This window comes from uncultured Clostridium sp., assembly GCF_947072515.1.
Lineage (GTDB): Bacteria > Bacillota > Clostridia > Clostridiales > Clostridiaceae > Clostridium.
Window position 1 is genome coordinate 61,749 of the sequence record NZ_CAMTIG010000004.1, and the last position, 25,200, is coordinate 86,948.

The following is a 25,200-nucleotide window of genomic DNA, read 5'->3' on the forward strand; positions in this document are numbered from 1 at the left end:
AGTATGTGACTCTTTTTTTATCAAATATGCTTGAGGGGGCAATTCTAATGGATTTTGTGAAAGAATATAATGAAAAATTATTATCAGTGGAAGAAGCATTGAGCTTGGTAAAATCAAATTATGAAATTGTATGCTCGTTAGGACCATGTGAACCACAAATGTTCTTGAGTAACCTACACACTATAAAAAATAGGGTTAAGAATGTTACAATTGTAACAATGTTGAGCTTAATTAAATATAAATATAATACAGAAGAATCTATGAAGGGACATTTTTTTAATGAATCATTATTTATGGGAGGGGCTGCTAGAAATTCACAAAAGATGGAGTTATGCAGTTATATACCCACACATTTAAGATATTCAGCAACGAGAAGATTAAAGTATAGAAAACCAAATATATTTGTTGGAGCAGTAACTCCAATGGATAAACATGGATTCTTCTCCTTATCATTATCTTTAGTATATGAAAGAGAGAATATAGATGCAGCAGATATTATTATATTAGAGGTTAATCCAAATTTACCAAGAGTTCATGGAGACACTCAAATTCATATTAGTGAAGTAGATCACTTAATAGAAAGTAGTTGTAAGATACCTGAATTAGAGATAAAGGAACCTTCTGAAAAAGAAATAGTTATAGGAAAATATATTTCAGAACTTGTAGATGATGGAGCAACACTTCAACTTGGAATAGGTGGAATACCAAATGCTGTAGCAATGGCACTTAAGGAAAAGAAAAACTTAGGAATTCATACAGAGATGATTACAGAAGGAATAGTGGATTTATTTGAAGCAGGAGTGATAACGAATACAGAAAAGACACTTCATAAAAATAAGATAATTGGAACATTTGCTTTAGGTAGTAAAAAGTTATATGAATTTTTAGATGACAATCCAGGAATAGAACTTAAAAAATGTTCTTATGTAAATAATCCATATGTTATAAGTAAAAATAAAAAAATGGTATCTATAAATACTACGTTAGCAGTTGATTTAACAGGACAATGTGCATCAGAAAGCTTTGGCTACTCACAATATAGTGGAACAGGTGGACAAGGCGATACTGGAATAGGAGCATTTATGGCAGAGGGCGGAAAGTCAATAATTGCATTAAAATCAACAGTTAAAAATGATACTATTTCTACTATATGTATGTTTCATGAAAAGGGATCAGCAATATCATTTTCTAGAAATGATGTAGATTATATAGTTACTGAATATGGGGTAGCTAATTTAACAGGAAAAAGTATAAAGGAGAGAGCAGAAAGCTTAATAAAAATTGCTCATCCAAAGTTTCGTAATGAATTAAAAGAATTTGCTATTAAAAACAAATTAATATAAGAGGTGAATTATTATGGATAAAGATATGGAAAGAAAAATGAACAGTATGACAGATGAGATTAAATATATACAAACATTATTAGAAAAAGCTCATTATGGAGAAAGTAGTTTAAGTTATCTTGGAGATTACTATATTGATAATATAATAGAAACAGCATGTGAGATAATGGGAGATTAGTTATAAAAATTCTTAAAATCTAGCTTTTATGGTAAAATTAAATAGAATAATTTTATTGTGATTTGGTAGGTGTAGTATGTTTGAACTAAATGAAATATCAAAGTTAAATGAATTAGAATTAGAAGTTTATAAGTATATAGTAAATAATAAAAATAAAGTCATATATATGAGAATTCGAGAGCTTGCAGATTTGACGCATGTTTCAACAACAACAGTATTACGTGTATGTAAAAAGTTTGGATGCGATGGATTTTCAGAATTTAAGATAAAATTAAAGATGTATTTAAAAGAGTCTAATGAGGTTATAATAAAGGACGATAAAAGTATTATAATTGAGTTTTTAAATAGAACAGAAACAGAGGAATTTAAAAAAACTATAGAAGATATAGCCACTTTATTAAATGATTATGAAACTATATTTTGTGTAGGATTTGGAAGTTCGGGAGTAATGGCAAGCTATGCAGCTAGACATTTAAGTGGAATGGGGAAATTTGCTTTAAATTTAACAGATCCATTTTATCCAATAGAGCAGGTATCTGTGGAAAATTCAGTTTCATTAGTTTTCTCTGTGGAAGGCGAAAATGGTGTGATTTTGGATTATTTGAAAAGTGTAAAATATAAACAAGGAAAAATAATATCTATAACAAATAGTAGAAATTCGACTTTAGCTAAATTATCGGATTTAAATTTAAGTTACTATGTTCAAATTCAAAAGAATGGCACACATCAATTAACTACTCAAGTTCCTGTTATTTATATGATAGAAAAAATAGCAGAAAAATTAAATGAAATAAGAAATAAATAAAAAACAGGGCGTTTTTTCAGAGTAAAAAATCACTTTATTTATAATTGGTTATATTAGGATAGAAAACTATTTCAAAAGAATTTTTGAAATGGTAGGATAGAATCAATGAAGGAAATAAAGTGATTTTTTTTATATAAATAAAGGAGTGAGTTTTATGAAAAAGTTAAAGATAGTTACAATTGGTGGAGGGTCAAGCTATACACCAGAACTTGTAGAAGGAATTATAAAAAGATATGATGAGTTACCAGTTTCAGAATATTGGCTTGTAGATATTGAAGAAGGTAAAGAAAAACTTGAAATAGTATCTAAACTTGCAAGAAGAATGGTTGAAAAAGCTGGCGTTCCAATGAAAATATACACAACTTTAGATAGAAGAGAAGCACTAAAAGATGCAGATTTTGTTACTACACAATTAAGAGTAGGATTACTTCAGGCAAGAGCAAAGGATGAAAGAATTCCTTTAAGCTATGGATTTTTAGGACAAGAAACAAATGGAGCAGGAGGGCTTTTTAAAGCACTTAGAACAGTTCCAGTTATTTTAGATATTGCTAAAGATATTAGTGAATTATGTCCTGATGCTTGGCTTATAAACTTTACAAACCCAGCAGGAATAGTTACAGAAGCACTTTTAAGATATGGATCACATAAAAAAGTTATAGGAGTATGTAATGTTCCAATTGGAATGCAATTTGGACTTGCTGATATGTTAGGTGTAGATAGAGATAGAGTAACAGTAGATTTTGCAGGACTTAATCATATGGTATTTGGTGAAAGAGTTTATCTTGATGGAGAAGATATAAGTGAAAAAGTATTTGATATGCTTGTAAATGGAAAGTTTAATCAAACTATGGCGAATATAGAAGCTATTGATTGGGATCCAGCATTTATAAGAGCGTTCCAATTACTTCCTTGTCCATATCACAGATATTACTATAAGAGAAACGTTATGCTTAAACAAGAATTAAAAGATTTTGAAGAAAATAAAACTAGAGCAGAAGTAGTAATTGAAGTTGAAAAGAAATTATTTGAATTATATAAAGATGTAAATTTAAAAGATAAACCTGAAGAGTTATCAAAAAGAGGTGGAGCACATTATTCAGATGTAGCATGTAATGTTATAAATGGTATATATAATGATAAGAAGAATATTGTAGCTGTTAATACTAAAAATAATGGTAAACTTAAACAGTTTGATAATGATTCAGCAGTTGAAATAAGCTGTTATATAACTAAGGATGGTCCAGTACCAGTTGAAACAGTTTCAGAACTACCAATGGCAGCACAAGGATTAACAAATGGAATTAAATCTTTTGAAAGATTAGCAGCAGAAGCAGCATTTACAGGAGATTATAATACAGCGTTACTTGCAATGATTACAAATCCATTAGTATCAGATGATGAAAAGGGAAGAAAGATATTAAATGATTTATTAGTAGCACATAAAAAATATTTACCTCAATTTAAAGAAGTTATAGAAAAAATTGAAAAAGTAAAGACTGGTGATTTCAGTTAAATTAAAATAAAAAAAGGGCTTTTAGCCCTTTTTTTATTGTTCAAATGGTACTTTAACTACTAGTGTTAGAGTGTTATTTGTAACAGTTGTATTCAAATAAATGTTTGAAACTGATGCAGTTGCAATCTGTTTATTTTCTGACGATGCTATAAACTTTTGAAGTACAACTTCAGCAAGTTTATCTTCTGTATTACATTTATTTTCTCTAGCAACTGTACTTAAGTCTGGTAAAGTAAAAGTTGAAGATGAACCATTTGTAACACTAGGAACTCTATTTAATTCAGATAACCCATTTGTATTTCTATATGCATTAAGTTTTGTTAAGAATGATGCACTAAAAGTTGTATCTAATTCATTAAAATAAGAGTATTTAGTATCAGAACTAGTGCTAGGCCCATTTAAAACTAATTGAGTACCTATTAATCCAACTAAAATAACTGCTAGAACTACTATGCCTACAGCCACTTTATCAATACTTTTCTTCTTTTGAGAAGAAAGGGATTTTGCAGTATTAGACATGTTTTTTTCTTTAGGAATTTTATTGTTATTGTTACTGTTATTTATTTTACTCATCTTTAGTTAACCTCGATTTTTGTATAATTATAAATTATACAATAAATTTACAGTTAAATCCATAATAAACAAGGTATATAAAAGGAGTTTAACTTTATTGTAAGATTTATAATTAAATATTTAAAAAATAGGTAGTACATAATAAGCATTTTTAGATTAATTTTAATTTAATATATTTATTATATGTTCTATTTTTATTATGTCCGAAATTAAACTTTTTAAAGTCTCTTTTAATTGAAAATTTAAATTTTTATTTTCTATATCTAAATTGAAGTTTTCAATATTATAGATATATTGAATTGGTTTTGGATTCTTACTTAAAATAGATTCACTTAAAGCCTCTAAGGATAATTCCACTTCAGTTATGATTTCATTAATATCTGTATCAGATTTATTTATAATATTTAAACTAGATATTGTATAGTTCATGTTAGTAACAACACTCATAAGAGCAGCTAAGTTTTCATTATTCCATTTAGATTCTTCAAATACTGGTTCATAAGAAGCTTTATTAATATTCATAAATAATTGTTGATAAATCGTATTAGATTTATGACGTATAGCTGTAAGCTTTGCAGTTTCTTTATTAGATAAAGAAGTATTAATTATAGCATTAAGATATTTCGTTTGAACCTTAATCCAAGAAGAGAGTAATTTATCTATTTTATTAGTATTCCAAGCAGGCCAAATTACACAAGCGATTATAGCTACAATTGCGCCGGCAACAGTATAGATAGATCTTGGAATTGCAACATGAGTTAATACACCTATATTACAAAGCCAAGCAGTAATCCAGAACATAATCCAAAATTGACCAGCAAAACGGAAGATTATATAACCTACTAACAAAATAAATACTAAAATAGAGTGTCCTATTAAGCCTAGTGGAAGAAATAAAAGAAGTACTCCAAGTATTGCTCCAATTATAGTACCTAATGAACGTTCAATACCTTTACTGAAAACATCTATATAATCAGGGAAAAGAATTATGGCAGTAGTTAAAGGTACCCAGAATCCGTGGTCTGGCATAGAAATAACCGGAATAAGTGTTAATAAATCTCCTATAATAGCGGCTATCATAGTAAAAATAGCTAATCTTACAGCTTGTATAAATATTGGTGATTTAAAATTTAATTCATTTAAAACAGATTTAATTATATTTTTATTTTTTTCTTCCACATTAGAAAGATTTATTTCTTCATTTAATATATTTTTAAAAGCGAGATCAACATCAAAATTACATTGAACTAAAAGTTTTGTAATTTCTTTAAATTCATGTTGAAAAGTAAAGTCTTTATTTTTTGAATCTTTTAATTTAAAAGAGATATTTATTAAGAGTTTGCTTATTTCATTTAAATTATTGATTTGAAGTTCATTTAAATTTTTATTGTGAATTAAGTTAAAGTAATCTTCCATTATTTCGGCTTTAGAGACTAGATTAAATAAAAAATCAATATTGTTTTTGCTTCTATAATCTAAATTATTTAGAAGATGTCTAGTTTCTTGAATAGCAGTTAAATAAGATGATGTATTTCTTTTTTTACTAATTAAAAGAGAAGCATCTTTACCTAATTCAGAAAAAATATTAGCAACAAATTTTCTTTGAGCAGTAAATTTGTTAATATATGGAGGTAGTAATTGGCATACTAACACAATTAAAATACCAACACTTATTGAAGCAGTTAAAAGCATTCCCATTTGATGATTCACAGTTAATTGTGATGAACCTAAAACAAAAATTGAAATAATTAAAGCTCTAATAGAAACTAAGACATTTATTTTTCTTAATAATCCAGAGATAAATATAAGTATAAAAAAGATTATGTATACAATTATTTCGTGTTGATATAATATTGAGCCTATAAAAAAGGAAAGGATAAGTAAAATAGAAGTACTTATTCCAACCACAGCTCTATTACTATGATGAGGTAATAAAACTAAAATACCTTCTAAAAATGTTCCAACTACTAATAATGCTTGAAGCTCTGAATTTTTCAATAGAACTCCAATTAAAAGTGAAATGAAAAGAGCTATTACGACTCTAAGACTTGCCCAGTTATCAGGGAAAATCTTTTTAGGTTTTAAATTATTAATTACTATATTACTTATTTTTGATGAATGATTTGTTTCCATGTAAGGTCACTTCCTTGTTGTATTAAGATAATGAGAAGTTTAAATTCTCATTATTAGAAAAATTTTATTTGTTTTAAGTTTAAGAAACCACTATTAAATTTGAAAGTTAAGATTCAAATCTAATAGTGGAAATCTTTAATAGTTATTAACTAAAGAGTTAACTTAAGTTATGTTTATAAAATAATAGTAGTTTTAAATTTATTCTGGTTTAGTTTTTAAACTAATTGAAACAATACCGATAGCTATTATTACACTTGCAATAATAAATGGTGTACTACTTGTGAATATATCACTTATTAAACCAGATAAAAGAGGAGCAATAGCTGCGCCAAGCCATCTTACAAAGTTGTAAGCACCAGATGTAATATCTCTTCCATATGGTGAAGAACTCATTGCATAAGTAGTAAATAAAGCATTGTTTAAACCTGAAACCAAACCACTAATAATAACAATTGCTATTCTGATATAAAGATTATGTATAAAGAATAGTCCAAGCATTAGTATTAAGAATATAACTAAGCTATATGGAATTATTTTTGAAACATGGTATTTTTCTTCAAGTTTATGTGATAAAACTGCTGAACCTAATGCAAGCATTAATCCCCAACCACAAAATACTATACCTAAAACAATTGTAGGTATTTTTAAAACAAGTGGGGTATATGCTAATATAACGAAAAATCCATAATAGTAGCACATAGCACCAATTGCTATTTTTAAGAATTTCTTTAATTTTATTAAAGCTATTAGTTCTTTTAAGCCAGCACTTTTTCGTTCAGTTTTATTTTTCGGCTCATAAACGAAGAAGGTAACTAATAAAAATGCGATAAAAATAAGAATACAGGTAGCAACGAATGGAAGTCTCCAAGAGAAATGTCCTAAAACTCCTCCAACTAATGGACCACCAGCCATTCCAAGTCCAATAGCAGCTTCGTATAAACCGATAGCACCACTTGCTTCCTTACTAAATGCTATTAGTAAAACCATAGCTGTTGCGAAAAAGAATGCATTTCCAAGTCCCCATCCTGCACGGAAAAAAGATAATTCTGTTATTCCGTTAGAAACTGAACAAGAAAATGAAAAGATTGTTACTAGGGCTAATCCCACAGCCATCATTTTTTTATTACCTATTTTAGGAGCAATAATACCAGTTGGAATCATCATAATTGCCATTGTAAATATGTATGCAGTAAATAACATTTCTATTTGCCATGAGCTTGCTCCAATACTTTTAGCTATTGTAGGAAGAAGTGGATCTACAACCCCAATTCCCATAAAAGCTAAAAATGTAGCAAATACTGTTATATATTTTGCCTTTAATTGTTTTTTTTCATCTGCTGTATGCATGTAAACCTCCAAAAATTATAAAAATTAATCCTTTGAAAGTATAATCCTTTTAGATGATAAAGTCAATAGTTGATAAAGTCAACTATATAATATAATAAAAAACTCTTTTAAAATAGTTGTATGATTAAAAGAGTTTTTCTATATTCAATCTAAATTAGAAATAAGTTTATCTAATAAAAATTTTAAATTATGGATTTCATCAAAGGTAAAATTATTAAAGTTTTTTGATGCAGTTACATTCATAATAGGTGAAATATCAGAAAAAGTTTTTTTACCAATAGAAGTTAAAAATATTAAAAATTCACGTCTATCATTAGGAGAAGATTCTCTTTTGATAATATCTTTTTTTTCTAAAATATCTAATATTCTAGTAAGTGCAGCTCTATCTTTTAAACATCTCTTGGCAAGATCCTTTTGATTGCATCCTTCTCTTTCGGAGAGGTGCTTTATAACATTCCATTGTTCAACAGTAATATTAAAGTCTTTAAGCTCTTTTGAAAGTGTATTTCTTGTTAGAACATGTGCTTTATAAAGGTCTTGACCTAAGGTTTTTATATTAGGATTTTCCATAAGACACCCTTCTTTCTATAATTAAAATTCAATTCTATTATATAATAAATAATAGAAAAAGCTATTATATTAGGAAATAAGCTTGCATATAATAGATAGTAGAAGAACAATTAGTAAATAAATTTTGAATTCATGTATAATTCAGATTAAATATAGAGAGAATACAGAAGAATGTTTTAAGATAAAAATATAAATTAAGTGTGAAATGGCAATAATAAAGGAAAGGCAGCTGAAGAACTATGAAATTTTTAAAACTATATTTTTACTTAATATCTATGATTTCTGTTATTGTTTTGATGTTTGTTTTTGAAGAAGAAAGAAATATAAAGACTTTTAAAAATATTCTTTCAAAAAGACTTTATATGTAGAAGTAATAAGAGAGAACATAAATATATTAATTTAAACAATTATGAAATTTAACATTATAAACTTAGGATAAAACTCGCTTTATAGCGAGTTTTACATTTTTTTAAATAAAATGACGAAAAAAATTTCCGAAAATAAAAAAATAATGAAAAAAATTTTAAAAAACCTATTGAAAATGGAAATAAATACCATTATAATTAAGATATAAAAAATAGAAAGTGGTGATTAAGTGTTAGAAAAAGTTAAAGGTGGACTCATTGTTTCTTGCCAAGCTTTAGAAAATGAACCTCTTCATAGTTCTTATATAATGGGGAAAATGGCAATAGCAGCAAAAGAAGGTGGAGCAGTAGGAATAAGAGCTCAAGGAATTAAAGATATAGAGGAAATAAAGAGGGTTGTAAATTTACCTGTAATTGGAATAATAAAAAGATGTTATGATGATTCAGAAATTTATATTACAGCATCTAAAAGGGAAGTTTTAGAATTAATTGAGAAAACAAGTTGCGAAATGATAGCACTTGATTGTACAAACAGAGAAAGACCAAATGGAGAAAATGTAAAGGATTTAATAGATTTAATTCATGAGAAAAATAGATTAGTAATGGCAGATATATCTACGTATGAAGAAGGAGTAGAAGCTTATAAGTTAGGTGTGGATTGCATTTCTACAACTCTTTCAGGATATACAAAATATTCAAGGAAAGAATCAGGGGTAGATTTAGGGCTTATAGAGAAATTAAGTTCTACTTTAAATATTCCTATTATTGCAGAAGGAAAAATTCATTCTGTAGAAGATTTAAAAAATGCATATAAGCATGGAGCATATTCAGCGGTAGTTGGTGGTGCTATAACTAGGCCACAGGAAATAACAAAAAGATTTGTAGATATTTTAAGAGAGAATTAGGAGGAAAGAGAAATGAGATGTATTTATTCAGCATTATTAGTGTCTTTTGATAAGGATGGTAATATTAATGAAAAGGGACTTAGAGAAATAGTAAGACACAATATTGACGTATGTAAAGTGGATGGTCTTTATGTAGGAGGAAGCACTGGGGAAAACTTTATGCTTTCGACTGAAGAGAAAAAGAAAATTTTCCAAATTGCAAAAGATGAAGTAAAGGATTCAGTTAAGCTTATAGCACAAGTAGGATCTGTAAATATTAAGGAAGCTGTAGAGCTTGCAAAATTTACTACAGATCTTGGATATAATGCAATATCAGCAGTGACACCATTTTATTATAAATTTGATTTTGAGGAAATTAAAGATTATTACAATACTATAATAAACTCTGTAGACAATGAAATGATAATATATTCAATTCCATTTTTAACTGGAGTTAACATGTCATTAGACCAGTTTGGAGAGCTTTTTGAAAATAAGAAAATTATAGGTGTTAAGTTTACAGCGGCTGATTTTTATCTTTTAGAAAGAATGAGAAAAACTTATCCGGAAAAGCTTATATATGCAGGATTTGATGAAATGATGTTATCAGCAGCAGTATTAGGTGTAGATGGAGCTATTGGATCTACTTTTAACTTAAATGGAGTAAGAGCTAGACAGATTTTTGAATTAGTTAAAGAAGGAAAAATTGAAGAAGCTAGAAAAGTTCAACATATAACAAATGACTTCATAACAGATGTTATAAATACTGGACTATATCAAACACTAAAAGGACTATTAGAAGAAGCTGGTGTTGAGGCTGGATATTGTAGAAAGCCTATGAAAGAAATATCAGAAGAAAAGAGAAAAGAAGTTAAAAAGATATATGATAAATATTTTAAATAAAAACTAAAAAGAAAATATTTATCAAGGGTGTTGTAGGAGCTAGAAGCTATTTTACAACGCCCTATTTTAAAATTGGGGGTAAGAGAATGAAAAAGTTTATAGCTATTGATATTGGTGGAACTAATATAAAGTTTGGGGTTATAGGTGGAAATTTAGAGATTATAGAAAGTGGCACTATTAAAACAAGAAAAAATGAGAATGAAAATTTTATTTTAGAAGATATAGATAGTCTAATTAGTGAACTAATTAAAAGATATGAGATACTAAAAATTGGTATATCTACAGCTGGTGTAGTAGATGTAGAGAGTGGGAAAATAGTATATGCAGGTAGCACTATTCCAGGATATACAGGAACAGAAATAAAAAGTTATCTAGAAAATAAATATAAGATAGAAGTTAGAGTAGAAAATGATGTTAATGCTGCGGCATTAGGTGAAAATTTAGCGGGAGCAGGAATGGGAAGTAACTCTCTTTTTATGATAACTATAGGGACAGGAATCGGTGGAGCATTAGTATTAAATAATGAGATTTTCTATGGAAATAGTAATAGTGCTGGCGAGATTGGATATATGAGGTTTAATGGAGAAGAGATTCAAGATATAGCATCTACAACTAGTTTAGTGAATAATGTAAATAGTAGATTAGGAAAAAATTTAAATGGAAAAGAAATTTTTGACTTAGCAGAAAAAGGAAATGAGGTCTGTATTGAAGAAATAGATAATATACTAGAAAAGATAGTTGAGTTAATACTAAATATAATTTATATTATAAATCCTCAAACTATAATTTTAGGTGGAGGAATAATGGAGAGAAGGGATTATGTAGAGAAAAGAATAAAGGGGTCTTTAGAAAAGATATTACCAAGGAAATTTTATGAGACTGTAAATATAGAATTGGCAAAACTAGGCAATAAAGCAGGTTTAATAGGTGCTGTAAGTAAATTTGTTTAGGAGGGATACTATGGGAATAATAGATGAGATAAAGTTATGTGAATATAAGCAAAGTAAAAATGATAAGATTTTAGAGGAATATATACAAGAAAATGGAATGGAGTGTATATATAAATCAATAAGTGAAATAGCACATGAATTGGGCATTGGAGAAGCAACTATAACTAGGTTTGTTAAAAAGATAGGCTTTAATGGATTTCAAGAATTTAAATTAACTTTAGCTAAAAAATTAGCTAAAACTAAGAGTGGAAGCATTATTAGTTCTAACTTAGAAAAAGATGAGAAAATAGAAGAGACAGCTAAAAATATGTTAGAAGCAAATAAGTTAGTTTTAGATAAAACTTTGGAAGGATTAAATTTAAAAAATATTATAAAAATAAGAGAAATGATATTAAGAGCAAAGAAAACAGTGTTTTTTGGAATTGGAAATTCAGCATTAGCCGCAATGGATGCAAATTATAAATTTATGAGAATTGGATTAAATACAAATGTTGCAAATGACAGTCATACAATGTATATGATGGCATCTTTATTAAGAAGAAATGATTTAGTATTTTTAGTGTCTCATACAGGAGAAACTAAAGAATTATTAGAAGTGGCTAAATTAGCAAAAGAGAATAGAGCAGAGGTTATATCTATAACATCTAATAATACAAATAGTTTGATGGATTTATCAGATGTGAATATAAATTATTTAAGTGTTGAAAGAAAGTTTGAAACAGGGTCTATTAGGTCTAAGATAGGACAATCTTTTTTAATAGAACTTATTTATGAGGAAGTTATAAAAGAGATTTATGAAGAGGCTCTAGAAAATAAAATAAAAACAACATACTCAATAGAAAATACTCTTTAGATATATAAGAAGCTTGTGAGAAATCACAAGTTTTTTATTTTTAATAAAGTTTAATAGTAATAATACAAAAATTAAAATTAAATTAATAAATTTTAATAAAATGGAGAAATAATGAATTTTATGTTAAGATATGATATAATTTTGTTAACAAATGGTATGAGAACAAAGGAGAGAGAAAATGGAGTTTCTAGAAAGTTTTAAACTGATAATAAAGGAGCATAAAAAAGGTCGTAAACAAATTCTGCAAATGGCATTAAAAGATTTGAAAAAGCAGTTTTCAGGAACAGCCTTAGGAATAGCATGGCCTGTTATAAAGAATTTTATATTTATTTTTGCTTACTGGTTTACTATTCAAATAGGAATGAAAAAAGGATCGGATGCATTTGAACCATACATAGTTTGGCTAGTAGTTGGACTTATTCCTTGGTTTTTCATAAGGGATACACTTGTGCCAGCTGCAAGTTCCATTAGAAAGAATAAGTATTTAGTAACTAAAATGATATTTCCAGTTTCAACAATACCTACATTTAAAGTATTATCAGGCTTTATTAGTAGCTTTTTATTTTTAGGAATTGGATTTTTAATTTGTTTTGTTTATGGAATATTTCCAAATATATATTGGATTCAAATAATATATTATGCATTAGCAGCATTTATACTGCTTGTAGTAATTTCATACATAACATCAGCATTAGTAGTAGTTAGTAGAGATGTAGAATTTTTCTTAAATTCGATAATAGTACTTATCTTTTGGTTAAGTCCTATTTTATGGCCTATAAAAAATTTGAGTGGAGTAATAGCCTTTGTAGTAAAACTAAATCCTTTCTTCTATATAATAGAAGGTTTTAGAGAATCTATGTTATATGGTAAATGGTTTTTTGAAAGTCCTGCACTAACAATCTACTTTTGGACAACCGTTGGAGTATTACTAATTTTAGGTGTTTTTATACATGGAAAATTGAGAAACCACTTCTCAGATATTTTATAGAGGTAAGGAGAAGAAGTGAATGTATGCAATAAGATTAAAAAATATAAGTAAAACTTACAGAATATATAAAAAGCCTTTTATGAGAGTTATGGATATAATTTTCAACAAGAAAAATTATAAAGAATATAAAGCTTTAAAAAATATAAATATAGACATTGAAAAAGGACAAGCGGTTGGAGTTTTAGGTAAGAATGGTGCTGGAAAATCAACACTTTTAAAGATAATAACAGGAGTTGTAAATCCAACTGAAGGAGAAGTCGAGATAGATGGAAAAATATCTGCAATATTAGAATTGAATTCTGGATTCGATGATGAGTTAAGTGGATATGAGAATATTTTTGTAAAGGGAACTATCTTAGGATATACAAAGGAAGAGATAGTAAAAAAAGTAGATGAAATAATAGAGTTTGCAGATATAGGAGAGCATATTAAACAGCCTGTTAGAACATACTCAAGTGGAATGAAATCAAGATTAGGATTTGCAATAGCGGTAAATGTTGATCCAGATATTTTGATTGTTGATGAAGCATTAGCTGTTGGAGATGATATTTTTAAAACAAAATGTCTTAGAAAAATGAGCGAATTTAGAAAAATGGGAAAAACAATATTTTTTGTTAGTCACTCACTATATACAGTATCTTCTTTTTGTACCCATTGTATGTGGATAAAGAGTGGAGAGTTAATAGACTATGGATTAACAGAACAGGTTTTACCAAAGTATGAAACCTTTTTAAAGGAAGAAAAAGCTAAGGAAGTTAAGAAAAATAAAAAAGAAAATAAAGAGGTTTTAGATAAAAAAGATTATATAGAAATAAAAGAATTTAAATATAGAGAAGAAAATAAAGAGTTTCTATATGGTGAAGATATTCAATATAGTTTTGATTATGAAGTAAAAAGAGATATGCCAGGATTAAGGTGGTCTTTTACTATAAGAGATGCAGGAAATAATGAAATATATGCTAGCCATAAGCTTGGAGAAAATTATTTGATAGAAAATTCTATAGGAAATCATAACTTACAGGTAAAAATAAAAAATGATTTACTTCCAGGGAAATATAAACTTTCAGGAGAGCTAAGAGAACAAAGTGGAATATTTTTTGTAGGATATTCAAATAAGAGAGAGTTTATAGTAAAGGGAATGGATGAAGAAAATATAGGTAAGGGAATAGTTTATATAGAGCATGATGTGGTAAGCAATAAGTAGGGGGATAAAATGAAAGGATATATTGAGAGCATAGATTTAAATACTGGTGATGAGAGTTTAATAATTAAAGGATATGCATTTATAGAAAAAGAAAACATAAATTTCCCACATAAAATAAAGAAAAGTTTAGTTATAAGAAATAAAGAAAAAGTATATTATATTCCTACTAATAATACATTAAATACTGATGTAACAAGAAAGTTTGGAAAAGAAAAATATAATTATGATTATGCAGGATTTAATGGGAAAGTCTATGTAGGATATATTGATAATATGGAATCTTTAAGTGAAGGTACATGGGAAATAGGAATATGTATATGGGCTAATGGAATAAGAGAAGAGTTAGAGTTAGAATATATAGGTTTAGCTAAAATTACAGATGAAAAATTAAATTATAGAATTGAAGACAGTGAAGATATTAAAGAAATAAATCTTTTAAATGAAGAGAAAAATATATGTATTCAATCTAAAAGAATTAAATATGATAATGAAAAAGAATATGATATAAAAAATAAGAAAATAAGTGGATTAGATAAAATTCATAAAAAAATATTGAAGAAAAAAAGAAGCTTTGGGAATAGGTTGCTTCAAAATATTTATAAGATAACAAATAAAATGAATATTAAAAGTGATAGAGTAACATTTTTATCAGATAGTAGAGTAGATTTTTCAGGGAACTTTGAGTTTATAAAAAAAGAACTAGATAAAAGAGGCGGATATGAAATAAAAAGTATGCTGAAAGAAAGTATACAAGCAGAGAGAAGTTTAAAAGAAATGATAAAGATGGTGTATTATATATCAACTAGTAGATATGTTTTATTAGATGATTATTATCCGCAGATTTATAAATTTAAAATAAGAGATGGTGTAGAGGTAGTTCAATTATGGCATGCTACAGGAGCATTTAAAACTTTTGGATTTAGTAGAGTTGGAAAAAAAGGTGGACCAAAGTTTAAGTCAAAGAATCATAGAAACTATACAAAAGCTATAGTTAGTTCAGAAAATATAAAGGTTCACTATGCAGAGGCATTTGGAATTGAAGAAAAGAAGATATTAGGGACAGGAGTTCCAAGAACAGATATATTCTTCGATGAAGAATATAAGGAAAGGGTTACTAAGAATTTATATGAAAAGTATCCAGTTTTAAAAGATAAAAAAATTATTATGTTTGCACCTACTTTTAGAGGGGCAGGACAAAAAACAGCATATTATGATTTTCATAAATTTGATATTGAAAGACTACAGAAAAAGTTTGGAGATGAATACAAGCTAATTATAAAACTACATCCATTTATTAATAATACTTTTGAAATAAAAGATAGCTTTAAAGATTTTGTAGTTGATTTATCTGAGGAAAGAGAGATAAATGATTTATTATTTATTTCGGACATACTTATAACAGATTACTCATCAGTATGTTTTGAATATTCATTATTGAATAAGCCAATGATTTTCTTTGCCTATGATTTAGATGAATATATTGCAGATAGGGATTTTTACTATCCTTATGAAAGTTTTGTACCAGGGGCAATAGTTAAAGATATGGATGAATTGGTGAAAGTTATAGAAGAGGAAAAGTTTGAAAGTGAAAAATTAGAAAGATTTAGAGAGAATTTCTTTGATCATTTTGATGGGAAATCAACTGAGAGAGTTGTAGATGAGATTCTAAAAGTTTAAGGGGTATAAAGGGTTTGAAAAGAGTAGAGAGATTATTTATGAAATATATACTAAGAAGTGTATATTTACTTTCTAGTATATTTAAAGTGAAGAATAGAATTATCCTTGGAACATATAGAAAGGATAGTTTAGAGGGAAACTATGAGTATATTATTAGAGAACTAGAGAAAAATAAATACCCATATGAGGTGTTATATAAAAAACAGGGGAATGGAGCTAAAAATAAAATAAAATATTTTTTTCATATGATTAAAGTGGAATATTATATGGCAACATCAAAGTATTTTATAATAGATGATTTTTATTTACCAGTATACATGGTAAGTAAATTGAGAAAAGGAACAGAAATTATCCAAGTATGGCATGCTTGTGGGGCTTTTAAAAAGTTTGGCTTTAGTATTGTTGAAAAGGGATTTGGAGCTAGTAAAGAATATGTAAAAGATATTCCTATTCATAGTAATTATAGTAAGGTTGTAGTTACTTCAAAGGAAGTAAGTAAACATTATGCTGAAGCATTTAATATGGAAGAAGGAAATATTAAACCTATTGGAGTACCAAGAACAGATATATTTTTTGATGAAAAAGAAAAAGAAAAGATAAAAGAGAAATTATATAAAAGATATCCAAAAATAAAGAATAAGAAAATCATTCTTTATGCTCCTACATTCAGAGGAGAGAATCAAGGGGAGGCGCAAAGTCCAATAGGATTTAATTTAAACAAATTAGTAGAAAATTTAAAAGAGGATTATATTTTAGGAATAAAGCTGCATCCTTTAGTGAAAAAGGGATTAAAGATAAAAAATAAAAAGATAGTAGATATGTCAGATTATAATATTATAAATGATATATTATGTATAACAGATATATTAATAACTGATTATTCTTCTACAATATTTGAGTTTGCTTTATTAGAGAGAAAAATAATCTTATATGCAGATGATTTAGATGACTATATTAAAGAAAGAGATTTTTATTATGAATATGAATCTTTTGTTCCAGGTCCAATTGCAAGAAATACAGATGAATTAATTTCATGTATAAATACAGATGATTATAATTATGAAAAAGTTAAAAAGTTTAAGGATAAGTTTTTTGACTATAGAGATGGAAAATCAACAGAAAGATTAGTTAAGGAATTAATAAAGTTATAGAGATAAATAAATAATAGAGAAATAAGAAGCTTCTTAAAAGGAGGCTTCTTATTTATTTAAGTAAAATAAATTTTATAATGAAGCTTTGTGTAATTTTGAAATTAAAGCAGATACTAAAAGTAAAATAATTGTTTTAGAGGTGGAAAATGAAAAAAATGATGTTATTTTTAGTAGTGATTTTTAATTTATTTACGATAAAAGTAATGGGAAGTGAAAATTTATTGAAATCAAAATTAATATTTAATGTAGATAATGATTGGAATATGCAGGGGTTAGAATATTATGAGGAGAATTTTATTATTGGATATGATAGAGGAAAGGGGAATGGAGTTATTGAGATACGAAACAAGGAAGGAAAAATTTTAAGGAGAAGTGATTTACTTAAAATAGGTCATTCTTCAGAACTTGTAGTAAATAAAAATAATGGAAAGTTATATGTATCAAATGGAGGAGGGAAAACTGGAACTAAAATATATGAGATAGATTTAAAAGATAATATAAATGTAGAAAAAGAATATGATTTTAGTGAATTAGGTAATTCAGGATTAGTGACAATTGACCAAGAAAAAAATAATTTCATTATACATACGGCTAAAGATGATAAAGGAAGTCATAAATTTACTATATGTGGATTAAATAAAGAGCAGATAAAATCTTTTAATATAGATAATATAGGAGTGCCACAGGGAATCCAATATTTAAATGGAAAGATATATTTTTATACTAATGATAGAATTACAGTAATAGATGTAGAAAAAGAGATGATATTAAAAGGGTATAATATAGAAGAAAAAGGTGAAAGTGAAGGGCTAGCTATTGAAAGAGAAGAAAATGGAATAAAGCTTTATTATGGATATAATAAAGGAAATAGAATATATGAAGCCACTATAAAAGAAGAATAAATATAAAAAAGAAATTGATTCAAATGGAGAGTCAATTTCTTTTTATGTGAAAAGATTATTTTATATATTTGTATATAGCTTTGGCAACTCCAGAGTTATTATTAGAATCTGTTATGAAAGTAGCAGCTTCTTTTACATATTCAGGAGCATTGCCCATAGCTACAGAAGTTCCAGCAATCTTAAGCATAGATAAATCATTTTCTCCATCTCCTATGCACATAACTTCACTTAAAGGAATACTAAGCCTTTTAGCTAGGTTTTCAACAGCAGAACCTTTAGTAGTTCCTTTTTTCATAATTTCAAAGTTATATTCATTAGAACAAACAACTTCATATTTATTAGTATCTTCAATAATTTTTCTAGCCATCAATATATCATCTTTATTAGTTTTTGCATAATCTACACAAATCGCTTTTAAGATATGTCCATCTAAATCTTTTAATGTAGATGTTAAGTCTTTTTCATAAAGGAATAATGTTTTCTCATCAATATATTTAATATCTCTATTATTTATTTCATAAGGATGATTTTCGATAAATTCCTTATTAGAAATAGCAGTGTTAAAAGTATTGAAAAAGAAGTTGAAATTAAAATCTTTTAGTGAGTTATATAATTCTAAAGATTCATCTAGTGATAGAGGATTTTCATATATTACCTCATCAGAGATTTTATCTCTAATATAAGCTCCATTAGAAGAAATAATAGGAGCATTTATTCCTGTTAAACTTCTATAATAATTTGCAGAAGTGAAAAGTCTACCTGTAGTTATAGCTACAATAACACCTTCTTTAATAGCATATTTTAAAGCTTCTTTATTTTCAGTGCTTATAGTGTGATCATCATTTAAAAGAGTTCCATCCATATCGGTACAGATTAATTTTATAGTCATAAAAAAGTCTCCTTTACGTTTATTTTAGTAATAGTCTAACATTTCTTAAAATATAAGTAAAACAGTTGAATATAATAGAAGAATGTGGAAATTATTTGTAATATAAGGGGTTATAGCACAAATTATAAAAAGAGGTGCATAATGTTGAGAAAAAATGCAAGAAAGAAAAAAGGTTTTACATTACTAGAAATTGGAGCGGTACTTGGAATAATAATGTTACTTATAGGATTTTTTGTTCCACGAATTTCGGGATATGTAAAAGACTCAAAAGAAGTGGGGATAATGGCTCAAGCAAAGACTGTTATATTTGCTTGGGAAACAATAAACAATAAAGAAGGAAAAAATTTAAAAAAAGAAACACCAAAATCAGAATTAATATCTGTAGCGGGAGATAAATACGGGGATTACTTTGATTTAAAGAAAACAACTAAATTAAAGGAAACAATTAAAATAACTGAATGTATGGATATAGTAGATGGAAGAAAATTTACTATTGATTCGAGTGGGATTTTTGAGGGGTTTGCAGATGAAAGTTCAGGAAGTAGTAGGAAAAATTAATGATAAACATGGAAAAGTTAGATAAATATAAAAAAACCATTGGAATTTCTGTTGTTTTAGTAGTATTAATAGTAGCTACAATGATTTATTTAAACAGAGAAGAAAAAGGTAAATTGGGAACTAATAAAAGTTCAATTTTTATAGAGGAAAATGAAGAAGAAAAAGATGTAATACAAAATGAAAAGGAAAAAAAGAAAATCCTAGTGGATATAAAAGGTGAAGTTAAGAATCCAGGTGTGTATGAGTTAGAAGAAGGAAGTATAATAGAACATTTAATTAAAGAAGCCGGAGGATTAACAAAAGAAGGAACTTTAGAAAATATAAATAGAGCAAAAGAACTAAAAGGTAATGAGGCTATAGTCATATGTAGTAAGAAAGAATTAGAAGTGAAGGCTGTAGTTAATAATGGTGCAAATAATGTAACAAGTGGTGCAGGAAATATGTTAGAAGAGGCGGAAAGTAATGATTCCGGAAAAATCAATATAAATACTGGAACTGTTGATGATTTAAAAAAATTAAATGGAATCGGTGAAGGAAAAGCAAAGGCCATTATTGAATATAGAGAGAAGAATGGTGAATTTAAAAATCCTGAGGAAATACAAAAGGTTAGTGGAATTGGTAAAGGAACTTTTGAAAAAATCAAAGAAGATATAGGAGTATAAAGTAAGATGATTTACTATAAGAAAAAGAATAAAGTTGAAATAAAATTTAAAACTCCGATAAGGAGTTTTTCTTTTATAGATAAGAGAAGTCTATGCATAGAGGAACTAAAATATTGATAAAAGTTTTGGAAGAATATTGAACAAGTAATATTATACTAGAAATTAAATTAAATTTATGTAAACTTAAGAAATAAAATATTAACAAACAGATAGGGATTATCAATTATAGTATAAAATAGATATTTAGGAGATTTATTAGATTTTTTATAGCAGAATAAATATTAAAACTATTAAAAGTGGTTATATTAAGTAGTATATAGACAGTATTTTATTATGGATAAAAAAAAGAGAAAATATAAATTGAATGGATACTAGTATTTTAAGAAAAGATCTTTTAGAAAAAAGATTATACAAATTTTTCAAAAAAGTAAAGCTATAAAAAGTGGTGTAATTTAATGTTATTAAAAAAAAGAGAAAAATATGCTATAATTCTATAGAATGAAATGTTTTATGGAATTTTCAGTTAAGGAATGTGAGCAGATACTTAATTAGGAACATAATTGGATTATTATAAGAATACTAAAGATTGCAAGGAGGAATAATTTGATGAGTTCAAAATTACACGAGAATGTTAATGTATATACTCGAGATTTAAAAGTTTATGAAGTAGTTAAAAGAACAGCAGATGTAGTTCTCTCAGTTATAGGATTGATCATTTTGAGCCCAATACTTTTAATAGTGGCTATAGCAATAAAGCTAGAATCAAAAGGACCACTAATATTTGCACAAGATAGAGTGGGAAAAGATAAAAGAAATTTTAAAATGTATAAATTTAGAAGCATGGTAGTAAATGCTGAGGAAATAAAAAAGAAATTAAAACATAAGAATGAAATGTCAGGGCCGATGTTTAAAATGAAAAATGATCCTAGAATTACAAAGGTGGGAAAGTTTATTAGAAAAACTAGTATTGATGAACTTCCACAATTAATAAACGTAATAAAGGGTGATATGAGTTTAGTTGGACCAAGACCAAGTTTACCAGATGAAGTTAAGGAATTTGAACCTTGGATGATGAGAAGATTTGAAGTTAAACCAGGATTAACTTGCTACTGGCAAGTTGGTGGAAGAAATGAAATAGAATTTGAAGACTGGATGAAACTTGACATAAAATATGTAGAAAATAGAAGTGTAAGTGAAGATATAAAGCTTATATTTAAAACATTCTTTGTCCTATTTGGGGATAAAAATGCACATTAGAGGTGAGAACATGAAGAGAGTTATGCATATTGCTCAATCAGCAGGAGGCGTTGAAAAATATATTGAGATGCTTCTTAACAATATGGATGGTGAATATGAAAATATATTGGTTTGTTCGTACGATTATTCAGAAGAGTTTTTAAAGTCTTTGAATATAAAATATGAAAGAATAAATATGGTTAGAGAATTAAATCCTACAAAGGACTTTAAATCAATAAGAGAAGTCAGAAAAATTATAAAAAAATATAATCCAGATATAGTATATACACATAGCAGTAAAGGTGGAGCCATAGGCAGAGTTGCTAATATTGGCTTGATTAAAACTATAGTTTATAATCCCCATGGCTGGGCCTTTAATATGAAATGTGGGAATTTGAAACGAAATATATATAAATATATAGAAAAAACATTAAGTAGAATCACAACAAAAATTATAGTTATATCAGAATATGAAAAACAATCAGCACTTAAAAATAAGATCTGCAAAGAAGAAAAGATAGAATTAATTTTTAATGGAATAGATATTGCAGGATATGAAAAACAAAAAAATGAATTCCATGTAACGAGAGAAGACTTCAATATAGAAAAAGATGCATTTATCATAGGAATGGTAGGAAGAATAAGTACTCAAAAGGCACCGGATGCATTTATTGAGATGGCAAGTAGAGTAGTTAAAGAAATACCTAAAGCATTTTTTATTATTGTAGGAGACGGAGAAGAACGAACTGAAATAGAAGAGTTAATAAAAACTAAAAATCTTCAAGATAGAGTTTTAATAACAGGATGGGTTAAAAATTCTCTAGAATACATAAATTTATTTGATGTAGCAACATTATTTTCAAGATGGGAAGGCTTTGGTTTAGCAATAGCAGAGTATATGGAGTCTAAAAAGCCTATTGTTGCAAGTAGAGTTGACGCAATTCCTAACTTAATAACAGAGAATTGTGGGATATTAGTGGATGTAGATAATGTTGAAGAGATGACAGTATCAATAATGAAAATTTATAATGATAAAGATTTAAAAGAAAACTTTATCGAAAATGCATATAAAAGAGTAAGAGAAATGTTTGATATAAAGAGAGTTGCTTTAGAGCATAAAAAATTAATAGATAAAATTACTTAAAAGGGGAATTTTTATGAAGATAGCAATATTAACATCAGGAGTTGCTCCAGTTCCAGCAACTAAAGGAGGAGCAGTTGAAAATTTAGTTCAACATATACTGGAAGTTAATGAAAAAAATAAAGATTTTAAAATAGAAGTATATAGTATTTATGATTCAGAAGCAGAAATAGATTGTAAAAGATATAAAGAAACTAAAGTGAAATTTTTTAAACCAAGTTTTATATGTAGTACAGGTGATAAATTTATATATTTTGTAATGACTAATATTTTAAAACGAAAAAACAATATGAAGTTTAGAAGTATATTATCTAGATTTGAATATATAAAAAAAGTAAAAAAAGAACTAAACAAAAATGAATACGATAAAGTTATTTTAGAAAATCACCCAACTATATTTATGGCATTAAAAGGTGATAATGAAATTAAGTTTAAAGATAAGTATTACTATCATTTACATAATGAAGTCTTTAATATGTATGGATGCGAAGAAATAGCGAGAAATAGCAAAAAAATCATGGGCGTTAGTAAATTCATTTGCGAAAATATTCAAAAAATGAGTGGGATAGCAAAAGATAAAGTAGTTCCTTTATATAATTGTATAGATATAGAGAAGTTTTCAAAAGATATGTACATAAATGACTTTAAAGATTTGAGAAAAACATATGGAATACAAGAAGATGATATCGTTGCAGTGTATAGTGGAAGATTAGCAAAGGATAAAGGAATCTTTGAAACATTACAAGGAATAAAAAATATAGATAATCCAAAAGTAAAATTATTAATAATTGGAGCATATTTTTATGGTAGTGATATGAAAAGTGAGTATCAAACTAGTTTAATGGAGCTTGCAGAAGAGATTAAAGATAGAGTTATCTTCACAGGGTATGTCCATTATAAAGATATTCCTAAAGTGTATTCTATAGCAGATTTTGCAATATTACCTTCACTATGTAATGAAGCAGCAGGACTTACTATAATTGAAGCTATGGCTATGAGACTTCCTGTTATAACTACTAATGCAGGTGGAATTCCAGAATATATAGATGAAAGCGCTGGTTTTATATTAAATAGAGATGAAAAATTAGTAGATAATATTACTCAAAAAGCTAAAATATTAGTAGAAGATAAAGAGCTTAGAGAAAAAATTGGTATGAGAGCGGAACAAGAAGCGAAGAATTATAATTTAGATAATTATTATAATAGCTTTAAAAACATATTGGAAGAATAGGTGGATTTGTTATGAAAAAAATATTGGTTTATGGGCTTACAGCAGTAAAAGGCGGAGTTGAAAGCTTTCTTATGAACTATTATAGAAATTTTGATTTAACTAAAGTAAGTGTAGATTTTATTTCAAATACTGAAGAAGCAGCATATGAAGATGAAGTTTTGGCTTTAGGTGGGAATGTTTATAAGGTTTGTTCAAAGAGAAAGAATCCTTTTAAATTTAAAAAAGATTTAGAAGAGATATTTAAAGAGACAAAATATGATGTAGTATGGGTAAACTTATGTAGTTTAGCAAATATAGATTATTTAAAAATGGCTAAAAAATATGGAGTGGAAAATATTATAGTTCATAGCCATAATGCTGGAAATATGAATGGGAAGCTAAAGGAATATTTTCATAACAAAAATAAAAAAAATATTAGAAAATATGCAAATCATTTTTGGTCATGTTCTAAATTAGCATCAGAATGGTTCTATGATGAAGATATAATTAAAAGTGCAAGATTTAAAGTAATAAATAATGCAATAGATACAGGGGAATTTGATTATAATGAAGAAATTAGAACCAAGTATAGAAAAGAAATGGATTTAGAAAATGATTTAGTTTTAATGAATGTAGGAAGATTCAATATTCAAAAGAATCATGACTTTTTAATAGATGTATTTAATGAAGTAAATAAAGAAGTTAAGAATGTAAAACTACTATTAGTTGGAGTTGGAGAATTACAAGAAGAAATAAAAAATAAGGTTTCTAGTTTAGGAATTTCAAAAAATGTTATATTTTTAAATTCAAGAGATGATGTAAATAGTTTAATGCAAGCTGCTGATATATTTTTAATGCCATCATTATTTGAGGGACTTCCAGTTTCTGCAGTTGAAGCACAAGCTTCAGGAATACAATGTATTTTATCTGATAGAATAACTGATGAAATAAAAATAACTGATTTAATAAAGTTTGTAGATATAGATAAAGAAAAATCCGTAGAAAAATGGAAAGATAAAATCATATCTATTAAAAATACAGAATTAGAAAATAGAAGTAGTAAGAAGTTACAAGTAGAAAATGCAGGATTTGAAATAAAACTTGAAGCTAAGAAGCTAGAGAAGTTTTTCTTAAATGAGATTTAAATAAGTATAGAAGGGATAAT

General features: G+C 27.0%; 24 protein-coding genes. 19 read left to right on the forward strand and 5 right to left on the reverse strand.

The window, feature by feature from the left end:
- Positions 1–47: 47 nt before the first annotated feature.
- From Q0W06_RS02655 to Q0W06_RS02670, 4 genes are all read left to right on the forward strand, one after another.
- Positions 48–1,343: an acetyl-CoA hydrolase/transferase C-terminal domain-containing protein gene (locus Q0W06_RS02655; protein WP_297631031.1), complete on the forward strand. Its 1,296-nt coding sequence runs from the start codon at positions 48–50 to the stop codon at positions 1,341–1,343.
- Positions 1,344–1,356: 13 nt separating this feature from the next.
- On the forward strand, positions 1,357–1,521 hold the full coding sequence (locus tag Q0W06_RS02660; RefSeq protein WP_297631033.1) for a hypothetical protein: 165 nt from the start codon (positions 1,357–1,359) through the stop codon (positions 1,519–1,521).
- Positions 1,522–1,597: 76 nt separating this feature from the next.
- Positions 1,598–2,326, forward strand: a complete 729-nt coding sequence (locus Q0W06_RS02665) for a MurR/RpiR family transcriptional regulator (RefSeq protein WP_297631037.1) — start codon at positions 1,598–1,600, stop codon at positions 2,324–2,326.
- A 154-nt stretch (positions 2,327–2,480) separates the two neighbouring features.
- Positions 2,481–3,839: a 6-phospho-beta-glucosidase gene (locus Q0W06_RS02670; RefSeq protein ID WP_297631040.1), complete on the forward strand. Its 1,359-nt coding sequence runs from the start codon at positions 2,481–2,483 to the stop codon at positions 3,837–3,839.
- A gap of 33 nt (positions 3,840–3,872) precedes the next feature.
- Here the strand turns inward: Q0W06_RS02670 and Q0W06_RS02675 are convergent, their stop codons facing one another.
- The 4 genes from Q0W06_RS02675 to Q0W06_RS02690 form a co-directional block, all read right to left on the reverse strand.
- Positions 3,873–4,412: a hypothetical protein gene (locus tag Q0W06_RS02675; RefSeq protein WP_297631043.1), complete on the reverse strand. Its 540-nt coding sequence runs from the start codon at positions 4,410–4,412 to the stop codon at positions 3,873–3,875.
- 162 nt (positions 4,413–4,574) lie between these two features.
- Entirely contained in the window at positions 4,575–6,545 is a 1,971-nt protein-coding gene (locus tag Q0W06_RS02680) for an FUSC family protein (protein ID WP_297631046.1), read from the reverse strand.
- A gap of 198 nt (positions 6,546–6,743) precedes the next feature.
- A complete protein-coding gene (locus tag Q0W06_RS02685; RefSeq protein WP_297631049.1) occupies positions 6,744–7,892 on the reverse strand; it encodes an MFS transporter in 1,149 nt (382 codons plus the stop codon).
- A 144-nt stretch (positions 7,893–8,036) separates the two neighbouring features.
- Positions 8,037–8,462: a MarR family transcriptional regulator gene (locus Q0W06_RS02690; protein ID WP_297631051.1), complete on the reverse strand. Its 426-nt coding sequence runs from the start codon at positions 8,460–8,462 to the stop codon at positions 8,037–8,039.
- 595 nt (positions 8,463–9,057) lie between these two features.
- Between Q0W06_RS02690 and Q0W06_RS02695 the strand changes: the two genes are divergently transcribed.
- From Q0W06_RS02695 to Q0W06_RS02735, 9 genes are all read left to right on the forward strand, one after another.
- Entirely contained in the window at positions 9,058–9,732 is a 675-nt protein-coding gene (locus Q0W06_RS02695; protein WP_297631054.1) for an N-acetylmannosamine-6-phosphate 2-epimerase, read from the forward strand.
- A gap of 12 nt (positions 9,733–9,744) precedes the next feature.
- On the forward strand, positions 9,745–10,614 hold the full coding sequence (locus tag Q0W06_RS02700; RefSeq protein ID WP_297631057.1) for an N-acetylneuraminate lyase: 870 nt from the start codon (positions 9,745–9,747) through the stop codon (positions 10,612–10,614).
- An 86-nt stretch (positions 10,615–10,700) separates the two neighbouring features.
- Positions 10,701–11,564 carry an ROK family protein gene (locus tag Q0W06_RS02705; protein WP_297631060.1) on the forward strand — a complete coding sequence of 288 codons (864 nt, stop codon included), beginning with the start codon at positions 10,701–10,703 and terminating at the stop codon, positions 11,562–11,564.
- A gap of 10 nt (positions 11,565–11,574) precedes the next feature.
- Positions 11,575–12,417 (forward strand): MurR/RpiR family transcriptional regulator, encoded by an 843-nt coding sequence (locus Q0W06_RS02710; RefSeq protein ID WP_297631062.1) that lies wholly within the window; start codon positions 11,575–11,577, stop codon positions 12,415–12,417.
- A gap of 178 nt (positions 12,418–12,595) precedes the next feature.
- Entirely contained in the window at positions 12,596–13,405 is an 810-nt protein-coding gene (locus Q0W06_RS02715; protein ID WP_297631065.1) for an ABC transporter permease, read from the forward strand.
- A gap of 19 nt (positions 13,406–13,424) precedes the next feature.
- A complete protein-coding gene (locus Q0W06_RS02720; protein WP_297631067.1) occupies positions 13,425–14,609 on the forward strand; it encodes an ABC transporter ATP-binding protein in 1,185 nt (394 codons plus the stop codon).
- A 9-nt stretch (positions 14,610–14,618) separates the two neighbouring features.
- Positions 14,619–16,286, forward strand: a complete 1,668-nt coding sequence (locus Q0W06_RS02725; RefSeq protein ID WP_297631069.1) for a CDP-glycerol glycerophosphotransferase family protein — start codon at positions 14,619–14,621, stop codon at positions 16,284–16,286.
- Between the two features lie 14 nt (positions 16,287–16,300).
- Positions 16,301–17,437, forward strand: a complete 1,137-nt coding sequence (locus tag Q0W06_RS02730; RefSeq protein ID WP_297631071.1) for a CDP-glycerol glycerophosphotransferase family protein — start codon at positions 16,301–16,303, stop codon at positions 17,435–17,437.
- Between the two features lie 146 nt (positions 17,438–17,583).
- Complete coding sequence (locus Q0W06_RS02735) at positions 17,584–18,339, forward strand: hypothetical protein (protein WP_297631072.1); 756 nt, start codon at positions 17,584–17,586, stop codon at positions 18,337–18,339.
- Positions 18,340–18,394: 55 nt separating this feature from the next.
- Here Q0W06_RS02735 and Q0W06_RS02740 read toward each other — a convergent pair whose 3' ends face one another.
- Complete coding sequence (locus Q0W06_RS02740) at positions 18,395–19,228, reverse strand: Cof-type HAD-IIB family hydrolase (RefSeq protein ID WP_297631074.1); 834 nt, start codon at positions 19,226–19,228, stop codon at positions 18,395–18,397.
- Between the two features lie 141 nt (positions 19,229–19,369).
- Here Q0W06_RS02740 and Q0W06_RS02745 point away from each other — a divergent pair, with 141 nt between their 5' ends.
- The 6 genes from Q0W06_RS02745 to Q0W06_RS02770 all read left to right on the forward strand — a co-directional run bounded on the left by Q0W06_RS02745 (position 19,370) and on the right by Q0W06_RS02770 (position 25,180).
- On the forward strand, positions 19,370–19,786 hold the full coding sequence (locus tag Q0W06_RS02745; protein ID WP_297631077.1) for a type II secretion system protein: 417 nt from the start codon (positions 19,370–19,372) through the stop codon (positions 19,784–19,786).
- Positions 19,786–20,448, forward strand: a complete 663-nt coding sequence (locus Q0W06_RS02750) for a ComEA family DNA-binding protein (protein WP_297631080.1) — start codon at positions 19,786–19,788, stop codon at positions 20,446–20,448. Before Q0W06_RS02745 ends, Q0W06_RS02750 begins: the two co-directional genes overlap by 1 nt.
- A gap of 606 nt (positions 20,449–21,054) precedes the next feature.
- A complete protein-coding gene (locus Q0W06_RS02755; protein ID WP_297631082.1) occupies positions 21,055–21,705 on the forward strand; it encodes a sugar transferase in 651 nt (216 codons plus the stop codon).
- A gap of 10 nt (positions 21,706–21,715) precedes the next feature.
- Positions 21,716–22,828 (forward strand): glycosyltransferase family 4 protein, encoded by a 1,113-nt coding sequence (locus Q0W06_RS02760; protein ID WP_297631084.1) that lies wholly within the window; start codon positions 21,716–21,718, stop codon positions 22,826–22,828.
- A gap of 13 nt (positions 22,829–22,841) precedes the next feature.
- Positions 22,842–24,056, forward strand: coding sequence for a glycosyltransferase family 4 protein (locus tag Q0W06_RS02765; RefSeq protein ID WP_297631087.1), 1,215 nt, complete (start codon positions 22,842–22,844; stop codon positions 24,054–24,056).
- Positions 24,057–24,067: 11 nt separating this feature from the next.
- Positions 24,068–25,180 (forward strand): glycosyltransferase family 1 protein, encoded by a 1,113-nt coding sequence (locus Q0W06_RS02770; protein ID WP_297631091.1) that lies wholly within the window; start codon positions 24,068–24,070, stop codon positions 25,178–25,180.
- The last annotated feature ends 20 nt before the right edge of the window (positions 25,181–25,200 follow it).